This window comes from Paenibacillus sp. LjRoot153 (assembly GCF_964253085.1).
Lineage (GTDB): Bacteria > Bacillota > Bacilli > Paenibacillales > NBRC-103111 > Paenibacillus_E.
Window position 1 is genome coordinate 2740928 of the sequence record NZ_CAXUQH020000001.1, and the last position, 16875, is coordinate 2757802.

Consider the following 16875-nt stretch of genomic DNA (forward strand, 5'->3'; position numbering starts at 1 on the left):
ACAATGGGAGAAAAAACAGAACATATGGCTCACTTGCAAACGCTCGTCGATAATGCCGAAAACCTATTGAAAACGAAGGGCGAGTATTTCACCGAGGGTGCCAAACTGGCGTTAACAGCAATGGTTAAGGATGCAGTTCTAGCTTTGGATGGAAAATACCGTGTTCCTTTCAGCAGAAATCGTGAATTCTACAAACCAAGAGAAGAGGAAGCTGTTTTATTTGCGACAAAGCGTTTTACCATGGCACCTACCTACAATATGGACGGGAAAGTTTATCATGAATATGGGTTGGAGCCTGCTCTAGCTTGGTTTAAAGAGCAAAACATGTTGAATAAAGATCTAGCAACGTTACAGGACTTGGCTGTCTTTGCCATTAGCAAAGCAGAAGAGTTGTTAGCCTCTTCAACGATTGGCACAGAAATTGGACAATTCGATACCGATTTGGCAGCTAAGCTACAAGCTTCAATCCAGCAACTGATCGCAGTCAAAGAGGGAAATGATAGCTCAGTTGAGCATTTAGCAAAGGCCGTTGTGCATGTTTTCAATGCGAGTAGAGAGGTTCGTTTCTCGCGAGTATTACGCACGGATGTTGATACAGCTTCCACACTGTACTTGACGCCAGAGGGTTTGCAGAGAGTAAAGGAAATGGCCCAATCCGATGCACGGATTGGGCAACAATATGAGCATATCGTTAACATTGCAAACACATACAGTTTGGATTACATCGAAAAAGCACTCGATTTAGTCATGAAGGAAGAACCCGATTATGAGGAAATGAATAAGCACTATTATCTGTGGAGCTCAACAGATAAAATCGTCAACTTCCGAGTGCCGGAGGGAGCGGTGAAAGCGGCGCTATCTTTCATTCTTCCTTCCCAAGAGAATGAACAGGAGGGACTCGGCCATGTCTGGATCGACAATGTAAACATCCTTTCCGCGCAAGGAGGCAGTTTGACGATTGAGAATGGCGGATTCGATGAAGGCGATGGCATACCGTTTCACTGGCAGAGCCATATACATCGTGGAACCCCGATACTCAAATGGGAAGGCGAGTATCCATTCTGCGGTGGTGGAGCCAAAGGGGAAGTAGTTACGGTTAACCACTCTTCTCAAACGCAATTCACCTATAAAGCGGATACTTCCAAACATTCCATTTACATTTGTAATCCTACACCTGAGGATGAGGGGGGATGGTCGTACGACAAGGATATTCCCATAACTGGCGGCTTAGCGTACACGTTGACCTTCGCTGCTAAGATGGATGGGAAGCTCAAACGGGGGTTAAAAACGGTTATTACGTTCAAAGACGAGACGGATCAGGTCCTCGACGTGTTTGATTATGATTTTAATCGAAAATCTTCGTTACCTAATTCTTGTTTTCTATTAACGATGCAGTGTGATGCTATTCAGTACGCATTTACACAAGACATGACGTATGCCTTCAAGGCAAAGAATGAAATTCTGTATACCTTGAACGATTTCTGTCAGGGGGCAGAGCATTGGTTAGCTTGTAATTCACGCCCTGATGGCAGTGATTCTTACGGAGCAGTTCAAGGTGGAAGAGTCCTGTGCAGCGTGGCCGTGACGTATTCCTTCATTAAAGAAGCGGATGTCTTTACCCGCGAGGAGAAGGAGCGCTTCTATGCGATGATTGCATATTTGCTGCCTTATATGCTCGATTTAAGGGATCGTACTGAGCTTTCTCCGCTAGATGCCCAACATGGCAGCGGCAATTGGCAAACGGATATGTGTGCGGGGACCGCCTATATGATGATGGTGCTGGATGATTTCCCGAATCGAAAATCATGGTTCTATAATGCCTATATGGTGTTGAAGGCTCAATTGGTGCTAAACGTCAATCCGGATTCTTCTTGGCCGGAGTCAATCCGTTACCATCATGCGGCTTTGGAACGCTTTGCGGGTTTTGCGAGAGTGCTGGATCATGCCATCGGAGAAAATTGGTTCGAGACGACACCGCTTGCCCGAATGTTTGATTTCAGCATCGATGTGCAGACACCAGGGTACTCTTTTTTTGATGGGCGGATCGGAACACCTCCATTCGGAGATCATGCCTTGAGCGGGGGCTCTGAATTTGGGAGCTACGGAACCTATTTAGGAGACGTCGAAAAGGTTGATAAAGCATTAGCGGATCGTATGTATCATTCGTGGCGCATGGCAGGTAAGCCGTTCAAGAAGTTTTGGGGCGAAGGCATTGCCCTCGATAATATACTCGGTAAAGGGGACACTTACCAAGCTTCTGGATCCATTTCCTTAAATTCAACCCTGCATTATAAGAATGCAGGAATTTATGTATTTAGGAAAAATTTTGGAAGCACTAATCAAAGTTATTTTGCGATTATGTCCAGTCCTGAGCCAATCGCTCACGGACATCTGGATCAAGGCTCGTTTATTTTATATAAAAACAGCATTCCGTTAGTGATGGACTCTGGTATTGAAGGGTATTTCGACAGCAGCACCAGTTGGCATATCAGTTCGTATTCGCATGCTTGCATGCAGTTTGCTACCCAGAAGACCATACTGGAGAAGTCCGGAAACGGAACGATTAATCTGTCTGCAGGGACGTATAGTTTGGAGCGCGGGTGGGTTGATGTTCCAAGAACAAGTAAGGTTGTGAGCAGTAGCCTTGGCAGTCATCTAGATACGATTACCATTCAAATTGCGAATCCTGAAGGCAAAGGCATTCACACTCGAAAAGTTATTTATGTAAAGGAACATGATCTCTATATCATACGTGATACCGTTCAGGATTTTGAAGATGAGTTGTTGTTTAATTTACCAATAGCAGCAAAGTATTCTTATTTGGAAGACAATCGTGTCTATTCCGAAGGGATATATGATGTAGATTTGGAGACAGTCTTCGTCAGTAACGTGAAGCGAATTGAGTTAGAAAAGGGCCGCTCCACCGCATTTTTTGAGACTGAGCAAAAACAAGTATGTTTGATGGATTATGTTCGAGCCACTTCTGATGCCCGAGAAGGCTTCCTAACGATTCTGCATCCAAAAGAGAGAGGAAAGAAGAGTTTGAATGTAACGAAACTCGATGAGGATATGCTTCTCATTTCTACTGCGGATGTAGAATTAGAAATAGATGTGCAACGTGAGCTTTTATTAGTGACGAAGAAATAATGGTAGAAAGGATGGCCAACCGTTCGATATGTACGGTTGGCTTATATCATTTTTAGAATTATAAGTGTGTTTATTTCATAGTTTCTTCAATTTATAACGGTCTTAAAAAACAGCAGAAATACCTTAAAAAAGTTCATGCCTATGTATGCTAATCTTTCGTTAAACAGTAGCTCAAATCATTGCGAGTATAGTTAGGAGGGATTATTCGCAATACCTGCAACCGGTTACAAGATTAACAATAACAGATTGTTTTGGAGGTACTCCTCATGGTCGTGAAATTATGGAAGACAAGGATTTCAAGTATGTTGGCATTTTGTATGTTTTTCAGTTTGTTTTTTGGAACAGTTTCCCCTGCACTGGCGGCAGATGATTCTGGATTGAGCGTTGTTGTAGTGAAGATGGGTCCGACAGACGACGCTACGATTCACTCAACGAGTACCACTACCAACTTTGGAACTGCGACATCATTAGTCATTGGGAGTAGCAGATCGGCTTTAATGAAATTCGACTTATCCTCGATTACAGATCCGATTCAAAGTGCAACATTAAAGCTTTATAAAGACAACACAAATGCGACGAATTTTACGGTTTATCGAAGTGTTTATGATAGTTGGTCAGAAAGCACGATTACTTGGGACAAATGGTACCCTAAAATGGGTGGCGTACCCGATCTGACTCAAGCCGGTGAATCCTTGATCAGTACGGCTTGTGCAACCAATCCTTGTGCAGCTAGCGGTGCAGCTGGAACGTTAGTTTCTATTAATTTGACAGATACTGTCATTCAGGAAATGCTGGGAGATAAGAAACTCTCACTTGTCTTTAAACGAACGGACGCTAGTGGAGTCGACAGCATTGCATTGACTTCAGCCGATATTGCTTCTAAGGAGAATATTAAATCATCAAATGGTTACAGACCAGTACTCGAAATTTCAACACTCAAAGCTTTGACTGTAGCTGATCGCATCGCCAATGATAAGGTTAAGCTCCTTGAGCAGTTCAACAACAAGTCCGTGTCGACCAATCTGGTTTTACCATTGGAAGGGGCGACTAATACCGCTATCACTTGGTCTTCAAGTCAACCTTCGGTTCTTTCAAATGCGGGGGTAGTTACGCGCCCCGAATATACGCAATCGGACGTTCCTGTTACCTTAACTGCGACCCTCACGTATGGTGGTATAACGGATACGGCAACGATGAATGTCACAGTCCTTCGCATGCCAACCCCGACGGATGCCGAGCGGGTCGCGAAAGACAAAGAGCTTCTCATTGCGAAGTATAATAACATGACGGTTTACGGTAATGTAAACCTGCAGCCAATTGGCTCATATGGATTTTCAACGATATCCTGGAAGTCTGATCAACCAGCAATCGTTTCGGATGCGGGTGTTGTGCATCGACCACTTGCTGATCAAACAGACGCTAAAGTGAAAATGGAAGTTAATATTCATTCCGGAACGGTTACTGAAGTTACATATGTTAATTTTCTCGTACCGAAATTGACAATACGTACCGCAACCAAGCTGCAAGCCTTACAGAATATGATACTAGAGGCTGGGCAGTTGAAGGATCAATTTACCGTCGGAACCGCTGCTGGGCAAGTTACACAGCTAGCTAAAGATGACTTTCAAGCCGTCATCGTATATGCCCAAAACGTGGTAAGTGATCCTGATGGGGATCTCGAACTCGGGATGGACCGTCTGAGGACGGCAGGAAAAACCTTCATTAGTACTGCCGTTATTTCCAATAATGTCATTGACGTCAAAGATAACAAGCTGGCATATTCCACGTACCGTCAAGAGTTGACTCAGCTTGTATGGGAAGCAAAAGGCTTGTTGCAGATTGATCCAGACATGTATACGCAAGCTTCCAAAGATGCCGTTCAGGAATAAATCGATCATGCAGAAGCTGTATTGAACGGAACTTACAAAGTACCTTTTGTACGCAACAGAGAATTTAATAAACCAAGACCAGATGAAGACATTCAGTTCGCTATCGATCACTACTCCAAGGCTTCACTTCCGTTTGCAGAGAAATATGGTCTTAAGGAATTGATTTCGTGGTATGCGAGCAATCATATTTTGGCAGGCACTTATAATACGATTAAGCTTTCCCCAACAGATGATGCTTTTGTCTGGGTAACGGAGAAGACGAAGCCGCATAATGGAAATACGCTCATTTACAGTGAAGGCAGGACTGCTTACATGAAGTTCGATTTGTCTTCCATTACAGCGAATGTAATGAAAGCCGATTTGCATGTATCGAACTTCAAAACAGATCGCAATAACACGCAAGTACATGTCGAAAGCAACGATTCTTGGCAAGAAGACACGCTTGTATATCCAACATCCGGCGATCCGGTTCTCGGGCCAATCGTTAATACATTTATTCTTGGTACGAAAGATGCGGTTGGTGCTGGAACTGTTGACTTGACGAGCTCGGTGAAAGTTGAAATGCTGGGTGACAAAAAGCTAACCCTTAGCTTTGATAATACACCGGGGACGACTTACGCTTCTGAGATATATTCAAACAACACCGCCGATCCGGCTAAACGTCCATATTTGGAGCTCTCTTTAAACCAAATCGTGGATGCGAAGTTACAGCAAAATTACGACCGAATCATCGCAGATGCTAGTGCTCTTGTTCAACAAGCTGTTATCGGTTTCGCCGCATGGCAGTATCCGCAAAGTGTAGTAGATGGCGTGAACTCAACTGTGACAGCAGCTGTTCAAGCAAAACAAAATGGTAATACCGAAGCGATTGGTGCTGCACTTGTCCGTGTATATAATGCAATGACCGTCATGCGATCTGCACAGGTACTGAGAACGGAAGTCGAGCCGAATTCGAATCTCTATTTCACGGAAGCAGGTTTGCAAGAGCTGCGTGACAAGATCAATCAGGATCCTGCACTGAAGGCAAAATATGAAGAAGCGAAACAAATTTCCGATCAACAAACACTTGAGGATCTAGAAAAATATAGACTTTTCCTAAATGATCAAGTTGACTACGATGTGATGAATGCGAAATATAAACTGTGGAGTAATTCCGCAACACTTAATTTCAATCCACCCGCGGGAACAGCAACGGCAACGCTGCAGTTTACGTTAGATTCAGCTGACAATGAAGCAGCTGGACTAGGCCATGCATGGATCGATAGTGTCAAGATTTCCCCGCCTGACGCGGCTGATTTGGACATTTTAAACCCTGGATTTGATGAAGGAACTACTGGTCCAGACTATTGGCAGCCAAGCGCTGTCAAAGGAAGTCCTATTATGCGGTGGGAAAATAGAACCAACTACATGAATGATGGAACTCGTTCCATCTATATCGAAAATCCAACGGCTAATGATCAAGGGATGTGGACATCACAGCAGAATATCCCCGTAACTCCAGGCTTGAATCACACGCTTACTTTTGCGGCTAAAATCGATGGGAAGTTAATGAATGGTGTTAAAGCGATTATTACCTATAAAAATCAAGCTGGTGTCGCAATCGGTTCTATTGAACTAGTAAACAACAAGAAATCGACCATGGGGCCGAATTCGAATTTGAGCATCCAAGCAGACGCTCTCGTATATGCGGTTACTGGTGATATCACTTATGCCAAAAAAGCAAAAGAACGAATCTTTTACAATCTGAATGATTTTCTTCAAGGAGCGGAGTATTGGCAGCTTACCAATGCAAGACCTGATGGTATTGATGCATACGGCAAAGTACAGGGTGGAAGGGTTGCGTCAGTCATCGCTTCTGCGTATACGTTTATCAAGAATTCTGGTATATATACGGAAGAAGAACATCGTGATCTGATCGATAAACTTACCTATTTCAATCTCTTCTTAAACGACAGACGTGATCGCAATGAGTTGGATGACTACGCAGTTCAGCTAGGAGCTAGTAACTGGGAGTCAGATGCGGTGACGGGAGCCAGCATGCTTGCTATGGTCTTTCCAGAGCTTCCTGCTAGCAAACTACTAATCGGCAACGCGAATAAGCTTATGAAAGCTCAGTTGAACTATCAAGTCGGAGCAGAAGGGGAGTGGCCGGAATCAGTCCGTTACCATTTTGCAGTGCTCCAACGTTTGGCAGCCTATGCGAAATCTCTTCGTAACGAGACAGGGGAAGATTGGTTCGCCAATCCGAAGTTGGTTAAAATGTTTGAGTACAATCTTGAAGTTCAGACACCACCTTATGTGTATACCGACAATATGATTAACTCGCCAATTTTCGGTGACGACATTATGACAAGTGGCAACGAGTTCTCATTGCTTGGTGTTTACTATGATGAAATTGGTCGTACCAATGAAGCGCTAGCTTCTAAGATGTATCAGACTTGGGTGAAGGCCGGAAGCAGATTGCCAGCAAATGGCGTAGAGACGATTCTACTTGAAAGCTTTTTCACGCCACTTCATTATACGCCGACATATACTCCATTGGATTTGAAATCGACAGATAGATATCAGGGTGTCGGACTTGTCATGTTTCGCAACCGTTTCGGTAATCCCAATGAGACATTCATGTCGATCATGGCGAACACAAAAGCACTTGGGCATGGACATTTTGATCAAGGATCCTTTGCCCTGTATGCGGGCGGAACGCCATTAGTATTGGATTCCGGGGTTGAAAGTTATTTTGCTGGAACCAAAGCTTGGTATACGGGTTCATCATCCCATGCCACTGTTCAATTTAAGAAAACGGATAACACATCTTATTTGAACACACCGGCGATTAGTGATAACCATAGCTTTTCGACAAATGCACACTTAGATACGACGTCGTTGCGTGTCGCTGATCCGAACGCCAGCTCAACCGGTTCACAGACACGGAAGATTGCCTATGTGAAAGACGGCATGGAGGCTTTCATCATTTGGGATCAGATTAAGGGATCAAGTTCCAGTACGATTTGGAATCTGCCCGTTGCTGCTTCGCAATTATCTGACATTCAAAGTAATAAAGTTACCTCCACAGGCCATTACAATATGGACTTGGAAACAACTGTGCTTCAGCCGGCTAATCCAAACATCACCCAGGAGTGGGGACGTTCAACCAACATGGTTCCGAAAATAGGCGGCGATAATAAGCTGAATTACATTCGGATTACGAATCAGCCAAATCAGAATTACTTGACAGTTCTCTATCCGAAAGGCAAAGGAGCTCAAGGGCTTGTTACGGAGCAAGTACCCGTCAGCAGTGTTCAAGTTGATGTATATCGCCTGCAAACAGCGGATAATAATTGGGCATATGTAGCACTTAACAACGGAGCTACGGATGCGAGTGTTACCGTTTCAACTAACTCAGATTTGATGGACTTGAAGTCCGAAACGGTTTATCCGGTTAATAGTGGAAATGCCGTGATTCAAGTTGGAGCTGGTGACATGGTTGTTCTGAAAAGTAAGACCGAAGAACCTTCCATTCCAATTTCAGTAACTGGTATTGCGCTGGAAAGCAGCTCTAGCAGTTTTAATATTGGTGCTAGTCACCAATTACTGGCGGTCGTGACGCCTTCGAATGCGACGAATAAAGGTGTCAGCTGGTCTTCCAGTAACAAAGCGGTAGCATCGGTGGATCAAACAGGTAAGGTTACTGGTATTTCGGTTGGAACAGCTACGATTACCGCTACCTCAGAGGACGGTGGATTTACTGCAAGTTCGACTGTGACGATTACAACGGCAACACCTGAAACTCCACCGTCGAATGGAGGTAGTACAGTTCCTCCTACGAAGCAACCATCTTCACAGGTTGACCATAATAAGGTATCAGTAGAGGTTAAACTGGATGATCAAGGAACAGCTTCAGCCGTAATCACTGATGAAAATTTGGCAGAAGCCATTCAAAACTCAACAGATAGCACGGTTATCATTTCCGCGAAAGCGACAGGAGAGGCGAAGGAAATTAAGGTTGATATCCCTGTACAAGAATTCCTTGCTGCTGGTAAAAAGCAAGTTGATGTCCTGAAGATTGATACCGGATTCGCTAAGGTTTCATTGTCCTCGAAGCTTCTCGAAAAAGAAGGGGCTACACGTATTCAGCTTCAAGTTGCTCAAGTAGATACTACTTCGTTATCTGCGGAGACGCGGCAACAAATTGGCTCCTCTGCAGCGATTTATAATTTTAACTTAATGGTGAATGGCAAGAAAATAACGAATTTTAATGGCAATGAGGTCAAGGTGGAATTACCCTATACCTTAGCGGCAGGTGAGAATCCTAACAAAATTGTTGTTTATTATTTGAAGGACGATGGCAAGCTGGAGGTCATCAAGAATGGCAAATATGATTCGGTAACAGGAATGGTGGTATTTAATGCCAAGCATTTCAGTAAGTATCTGGCTGCTTATACTGAAGTGAGTTTCCATGATCTTGCAAGTGTAAAATGGGCGAGCGACGCGATTGAAGCGCTGGAGGCAAGAGGCGTTGTACAGGGAGTAGGCGATTCCCAGTTTAATCCGGAGAGTCAGGTGACGAGGGCGGAGTTTATTACGATGTTGGTTAACGCTTTCGATCTGAACGATCCTGCTGCGGCTACAACTCTTGCAGATGTTCAACCCAATTCCTGGTATTACAGCTCGATTGCAAGCGCGCAGAAGCTAGGAATTGTAAATGGTCAATCAGCTACTTTATTTGGTGTTTATGACAAAATTAGTCGTCAGGATATGGCTGTCATGGTTTATAGGACGATGCAGGCAATGAATAATCATTCAGCGCCGAAGAACACTGCGATCACATTTGCGGATCATGCATCAATTAGTAGCTATGCTCTGGAAGCAGTTGCTAGTATTCAGCAAGCAGGCATCATTGAGGGGATAGACCATGGCAATTTCGCACCAAGTTCTTTGGCGACAAGAGCTCAGGCAGCCGTTGTTATTTTTAGATTATTTGAGTAGGTATTACAAGTTGCAAATTGGTTGAAGTGAGAGGTCCCCTTATTTTTAGGGGGCTTTTTTTGGAATCGATTTTACTAATAAATATGAAGGCTTCAAGACTTACGTCGGTGACATAATCATCACCATATCGCGCTCTGGGAAGAAGATGAAGGAATGCTAACGAATATCTTTACTACAGGTTTTTTATTCGGCCTGTTGTTGAAATAAGGAGTGTATCCGCATATGTTCAGATTTTTGTCATCGAAGTATTTGATCCGTCTTCATCTACTCACCTTACTAATCGGGACAATTCCCGTGGTTGTTTTGCACGGACCGTATAGCGAGAATCCTTCAATAATAGATTGGTTCATAGAATGTGATGATGAAATTGTTTCGATGGTTATGAAGAAAATGGAAAACTAATTTCATGTCGCCATACTTTCACCATGTTCGTTCGTATGGAAATAAGAGAAGATAGCTTTGGATGTATGTACGGATGACTTTACCTTGGCTAGGATTTCAAATAGTCCGGCAGTGCTCACACATCTCTATGTGTTTGTATCCTGTAATGTCAGTTCGGCGTACATTCCCCTGGTGTGAAGGGGTTCGACTCCCCTATCGTGTAGAACGATTAGCAAAACATATTCTTAAAGGATCGTGTACTGGAGTCTTCTGTGGCTTTCAACTTGCACACTGTGCTATGGCTATGCAATCTGCAGATACCGATTGCAAGAATGTGTAAAGCCATTTGTTAATTACGGAAGATTGACGGTTTGCTAGTGAAAACCCAACATCTTCAACGAGTTGCAAATAGCGTTACGCAGTACTTGTATTCTTAAGCAGACTTCCGCCTTCACCGCAGGAGGGCTCCAACTACGTGATCTAACATTCAAGGAGGTTTAACATGTTTAAAAAAGTGACGATACAAAATGACGAACGAGGACTGCTTTTTCGTAAAGGCAGCTATTATAAAAGCTTGCAACCAGGCACTTATCGGTTGTCACCATTTGCAGATGATCATGTTGAGATTTTGAATATCATGAACTCTTTTCATGTAAAAGGGAAAGATCTTCAGTTGTTTATGCATGACGAAATACTCATAAAAGAGCTGGATATTATTCAGGTTCAAGACAATGAGTATGTGCTGCATTATGAAGATGGCAAATTCGTGGGATTATTGACAGCTGGAAGATATGCCTTTTGGAATGTTTTGAAAGAGCACACCTATCTTCGTGCGGATATACGTAATCCTGAATTACCCAATGAAATTGACCCAGCTATCATTCCTAAGCTAATTGGTTACTATCAAACATTTGATGTGGCTAGTCACGAAAGTGGAGCTTTGTTTTATAACCATGTCATGCAAAATGAGCTTGCTCCCGGCAAATACTATTTCTGGAAGGGGCCTATATGCGTCAATGTGAAAACCGTAGACCTCCGTCAACAGCAAATAGATATGACAGGGCAAGAAATGATGACGGAGGATAAAGTAACACTGCGACTTAACTTTGTGTGCCAATATCGCATTTTGAATGCACTTCGAGCGCTTGAAATCAAATCATTTGAAGAGCAAATGTACATTCAATTGCAACTTGTATTACGTGAGTATGTTGGTACTTTGAAATTAGATGATTTGCTGAAAATGAAACAGGAAGTCACCACCTACGTATTGTCACGCTTGAATGAGAAAAGTCTAGATTATGGCGTGCAGTTCCTGTCTGCAGGTGTGAAAGATATTATTTTGCCTGGTGAGATTAAGGATATCCTGAATACGGTCTTGCTGGCTGAGAAGAAAGCTCAAGCCAATCTCATTACACGGCGCGAGGAGACTGCTTCTACGAGAAGTTTGTTGAATACGGCTAAACTTATGGATGAGAACCAAACCCTGTTTCGGCTGAAGGAGCTTGAATTCCTGGAGAAGATTTGTGAGAAAATCGGGACGATTTCTTTTAATGGCGGAGGCAACTTATTAGAGCAGTTGAACTCTTTTGTTGGAGAAAGAAACATGTCTAAAAACTGATAAGTTTTATTAATAGGGATGATCACTATAATTAATCTTTCCGCCGCAAACGGATTGACAGTTCTTGGGTTCAACTCGTATGATGTTTGTAAATGAATGGAAAGGAGGCCGACGATATGATTCGCAATCAAATTTCTATGAATAACCTGACAATTGAAAAGCATTTCAAACCATCGGTCTCAACCGGACTTGTGACGAATACGTAGCTACTCTTGGAGTTAGCCTCGTTTAAATTTGACATGATAAAGCCGTAGACGATGTTGGTCTATGGCTTTTTTGCGTCCACATAACTAAAAAAGAGGAACAAAACGAATGAAAGAAAATTATATGTATCACCGTCTATTGTCGGAAGCGATATCGGCTGTGGCATGCGCGTGCATATGACGAATTTGCATAAGGATGAATTGAAGGATGTGAAGCTGCGCCGCAAACTGGTGAAGACGATCGAGAAGTATTTACCCGTTGAGGATCACGCACGTGGACATTTCTCTGACATTCGATTGGAACACATCGTCACCAAAGGACTGCATGGACTTCCAAAGAAGTACATTCCTGACGGCTATACGCCTCGAAAGGCAACATCGCTTACGCATGTAGAGAGCAGTAAATTTACATTGGATGAAAATGCATTGAATCGATTTCCAAGCCATGTTTGGCATCAGTCGCATCGTCAGCTTGGGACGCTTGGGAATGGGAACCATTTTGCGGAGATTCAGTCGATAGAAATTGCGGAAGATAACCGGGAGGTGGCTGAAGCCTGGGGACTTTTTGATGGTCAAGTGGTCATTATGATTCACTCGGGGTCGCGTGCATGGGGTGGATCTGTAAGTCAAACTTGCAGCAGTGACATGTTGAAGGTGATGCGGATGAACGGATTAGGAACGGTTGATCCTAAGCTGCTATTTGCGCCTTTAGAACATCCAGCAGCCCAGACTTATGTCAATCTAATGTATTCAGCGCTCAATTATGCGGTCGTTAATCGCCATCTTATTGCTTATGCCATCCGTGAGGCTTGTAAAGATGTGTTCGGCTCGAAGTTTGAAATGACCACGTTATACGATCTTATGCATAACTATGCGTGGGAGGAAAAGCATGAAGGGCAGTCCTATTTTGTTCATCGCAAAGGGGCGACGAGGTCGCTTCCGGCAGGCCATCCAAGCGATCCGCAGCCCTATCTAACAACGGGGCACCCAGCACTGATTCCGGGTTCAATGGGTACGGCCTCCTATATCATGGTAGGAGCACCGGATGGCAAAGACAACTTTCACTCCATCTGTCATGGAGCAGGGCGAATTCGCTCACGTAGTGCCACGAAAAGATTGATAACGCTGAATGAATTTGCCTCTTCCATGCGAGTGGGCACGGATGAGGAAATAGTCGTAAACCAAAGGTCGTTAGAGTCGATTCTAGATGAATCGCCGCAAGCTTACAAAGATGTTGATCAAATTATTGAAAGTGTCGTTGGAGCGGGATTGGCTAAAGTTGTAGCTAAATGTAAACCTATGGCGGCAGTAAAAGGTGCTAAATGAAACATGTACAGAGTATAAAAATAAATGAAGAAACAGCGGCAGTAACAGCTCCGGTTAGGTCGGAGATTGAAGATATCGATGCAATGCCACAGCGGGCAAGGTCGTACTTTTTAAACATATTGGATGGTGCGACTTCCAAAGAAGGGATATTCCTCATTGGGACAACGAACTATCCCGAGTAAATTGATCCGGCACTAATGAACCGGGCAGGGAGATTCGATCGTGCTTACGAAATCAAGCTTCCAGACCTGGAGTTGAGACAGATCTATTTGGAGCAAAAGGGGATAGGGAAGCTCTTGAATGAAGAGTTGATTCTCTCGACGGCGAAGCAAACAGAAGGGTTTACTTTTGCCCAGTTAAATGAATTGTACGTATCTGCTGCACTTCATTGGCATTATGAGCAAAACGTGGATATCGAGAAGTTGGTGAAATCGATGAAGTCAGATCTGCACAAAGGGCAGACGATGTCATGGATGAAAGAGGATGCGGATGTGAGGGTTGGTTTTTTGGTTAGTTAAGAAATGTGATATTAAATTTAATGGAGGTGCAGCACAATGACTAATCAACTCATCGACATTGGTGTTAATTTAATGCATCGATCTTTTGATCAAGACCGCGACGGTGTGGTTGCGAGGGCGCTTGCGGCGGGAGTGAGCCCACTCCTCTTGACTGGCACAAGCCTAAGAAGCAGCGATGAAGCGTCACGATATGCAGGAAAATTTCCTAGGAAATTATTTGCAACGGCAGGGGTACATCCGCACGACACGCGCAATTGCAAGGAGCACACGATTGATAAGCTGCGACAATTGGCGAAGCTGCCTCAAGTGGTTGCTATAGGTGAATGTGGACTTGACTATAATCGTGATTTCTCACCTCGCGATGTACAGCGGAAATGGTTTGAGGAACAGATTAAGCTGGCCTGCGAGATGCAAATGCCGCTTTTCCTCCATGAGCGAGAAGCTCATTACGATTTCATTCGTATCATGAAGCCATATGTCGGTTCAATGAATAAGGCTGTTGTGCATTGCTTTACGGGTTCTCTACAAGAGCTTCAGGTTTATCTGCAGTTAGGATTTTATATCGGAATTACAGGCTGGATCTGCGATGAACGGAGAGGCAAACACCTGCGTGAGCTTGTGAAGAAAATACCGCTAGATCGTTTGATGCTAGAAACAGATGCCCCATTTCTTACACCGCGGGATTTGCCCGTAAAGCCGCAGGATGGCCGGAATGAGCCTGTTTTTCTTCCGCACATCGCAGCGACAGTTGCTGTATGCCTTGGTATAACTGCCCAGGAAGTTGCGGATTCAACTGCACAAACAACAAAGGTTTTTTTTGGATTAAATTGAATTAATTTGTGAGGACTTCCTCTTTGGACCCGTTTTGTTTTCGTGGGAGAAGCGTATGGCGTGGAGATCATGGATATTTTCTGGTGTAGCCCTACGAGAAATCGTAGGGCTTTTTGATGTATAGCGACTTGAACTAATGTTATTTACTTGCAAAATAAAATCGTTCAGGTCATTTTAAAGCACACTAAGTATCATTCTATAATCTTAACATTTCATCAAATACTAAAAATGAATGATGGTATAATTCGCAGAAAGAAAGCTCCCAGTGATCAAGAGGTAAGAACCGCCTATTGAGTTTGACGCTTATGTATGTATCTGTTAATGATCTTAAACATTTTGATAATGATATTTGATTCACCGAGTATAAGAATTGTGATCATTAAGAGGATTTTACCAATCGGAGACGAATAAACACCTAAATCATTTATATAAATTAGGGGACGTTTACTTATGAGACTTAAAGAATACTTAATAGATTCCTTAATGAACTTAACCTCCGATGGTATTGTAATCGTTGATGTAAATGGTTCTGTATTAGAGGTTAATAAGAAATTTGAAGAGTTACATGGCTGGACTAGGGAAGAAGTTATCGGGAAAGTATTGCCGATGGTTCCTGAACATTATAAAGCAGATGCGCTTCGACTATATCAATCATTAATAAACGGCGAGCAAATCAAGAATTTCGAAGCGTTAAAACTAAGAAAAGACGGATCTGCCTTTTATGCGAGTGTAACAGTTTCACCAGTGAAAAATACAGAAGGTTTGGTTATTGGATTTGTCGGTGTGGAAAGGGACATTAGTGAAAAGAAAAAAGCGGAAGAGGAACTTTTAGAAAGAGAAAAACAGTTTAGAAAGTTGCTTAAACTTAATCCTGAACCCATTGCACTACATATGGATGGGTTCATCCAGTTTGCGAATGATGCTTGTTGTAAGCTTTTTGGTGGTGCTTCATCCGACGAGTTCAAAGGAAGATCCATCTATGATTTTTTCTGCCCAAATGATAAGCACCTCATTAAAGCGCGACTTCAGCAGGTCATGCAGGCGGATCTGGATGGTTATAGTGAATTTATTGAGAGAAAGATGCGAAAGTTAGACGGAACTTTTTTTGATGCAGAAATATCTTCCACTTATGTCTATAAAAATATGGGAAATCCTGTCGTACAGAGCGTGATTCGTGATCTCACTGAGCGTAAAAAGTCTGAAGAAGCGATTATTAGATCTGAGAAGCTGTCGCTCATTGGTCAATTGGCTGCTGGTATAGCCCATGATATACGCAATCCATTGACTTCCTTGAAGGGTTTTGTACATTTATTAAAATCAAAAAATACAGACTATGTTGATGTTATGATGGAAGAACTTGAACATATTAATTATGTAGTCAATGAATTTATGACGCTAGCAAAGCCACATCTGAATTACTTCATAGAGAGTAAGGTTCTTGAGCTTGTTCAAAGTGTAATTGGTTTTTTAAAACCACATGCTCATCTGTATAACGTTCAAATACAATTGGAAATGGATCAAGAAATTCCTATAATATATTGTATACCGGACCAAATCAAACAAGTATTAATAAACGTGTTGAAGAATGCGATTGAGTCTATGGTTAGCGGGGGAGTGATACAAATATCATTCAGATCTTCTTTAAATCAGTTTTTGGTTATTAGTGTCAAAGATCAAGGAATAGGTATTTCTGAAGAAAGGTTAACCCAATTAGGGGAACCATTTTTCACTACAAAGGCTAATGGAACCGGTTTAGGACTAATGGTTTGCAAACGTATTGTTGAAGGACATGGAGGCAAATTGTCCATTCTGAGCAAAATTAATCAGGGTACAACGGTTGAAATAGAACTGCCTATAGTTAATTCAATTTATCAAATATAAAAACATAAATGAACCTAACCATATTATGTGTAGGTTCATTTTTATTTACCTAATAAAAATGAATTTACCCCGTATGAATCGTTAGTTTACCTATC

Annotated in this window: 7 protein-coding genes and 2 pseudogenes; all 9 read left to right on the plus strand. The window is 42.8% G+C overall.

Translation table 11 applies throughout. The annotated features are described in order from the left end of the window. The first annotated feature begins 3 nt into the window (after positions 1 to 3). The 9 genes and pseudogenes from ACSQ8P_RS11830 (at position 4) to ACSQ8P_RS11870 (ending at position 16780) form a co-directional block, all read left to right on the plus strand. The gene (locus tag ACSQ8P_RS11830; RefSeq protein ID WP_436235347.1) at positions 4 to 3147 is read left to right on the plus strand and encodes a heparinase II/III domain-containing protein; all 3144 of its coding nucleotides are present in this window, start codon (positions 4 to 6) and stop codon (positions 3145 to 3147) included. A 266-nt stretch (positions 3148 to 3413) separates the two neighbouring features. Then, on the plus strand, positions 3414 to 5036 hold the full coding sequence (locus tag ACSQ8P_RS11835; protein WP_436235348.1) for an immunoglobulin-like domain-containing protein: 1623 nt from the start codon (positions 3414 to 3416) through the stop codon (positions 5034 to 5036). Between the two features lie 21 nt (positions 5037 to 5057). Further along, a complete protein-coding gene (locus tag ACSQ8P_RS11840; RefSeq protein ID WP_436235349.1) occupies positions 5058 to 10022 on the plus strand; it encodes an S-layer homology domain-containing protein in 4965 nt (1654 codons plus the stop codon). 222 nt (positions 10023 to 10244) lie between these two features. Continuing rightward, entirely contained in the window at positions 10245 to 10424 is a 180-nt protein-coding gene (locus ACSQ8P_RS11845) for a hypothetical protein (RefSeq protein ID WP_436235350.1), read from the plus strand. 481 nt (positions 10425 to 10905) lie between these two features. After that, positions 10906 to 12021 (plus strand): slipin family protein, encoded by a 1116-nt coding sequence (locus tag ACSQ8P_RS11850; protein WP_436235351.1) that lies wholly within the window; start codon positions 10906 to 10908, stop codon positions 12019 to 12021. A gap of 326 nt (positions 12022 to 12347) precedes the next feature. Beyond that, positions 12348 to 13550 (plus strand): annotated as a pseudogene (locus ACSQ8P_RS11855) (RtcB family protein); the annotation flags it as partial. Between the two features lie 29 nt (positions 13551 to 13579). Beyond that, positions 13580 to 14068 (plus strand): annotated as a pseudogene (locus ACSQ8P_RS11860) (AAA family ATPase); the annotation flags it as partial. A gap of 36 nt (positions 14069 to 14104) precedes the next feature. Further along, the gene (locus ACSQ8P_RS11865; protein ID WP_436235352.1) at positions 14105 to 14899 is read left to right on the plus strand and encodes a TatD family hydrolase; all 795 of its coding nucleotides are present in this window, start codon (positions 14105 to 14107) and stop codon (positions 14897 to 14899) included. A 450-nt stretch (positions 14900 to 15349) separates the two neighbouring features. After that, positions 15350 to 16780, plus strand: coding sequence for a PAS domain S-box protein (locus ACSQ8P_RS11870; protein ID WP_436235353.1), 1431 nt, complete (start codon positions 15350 to 15352; stop codon positions 16778 to 16780). The last annotated feature ends 95 nt before the right edge of the window (positions 16781 to 16875 follow it).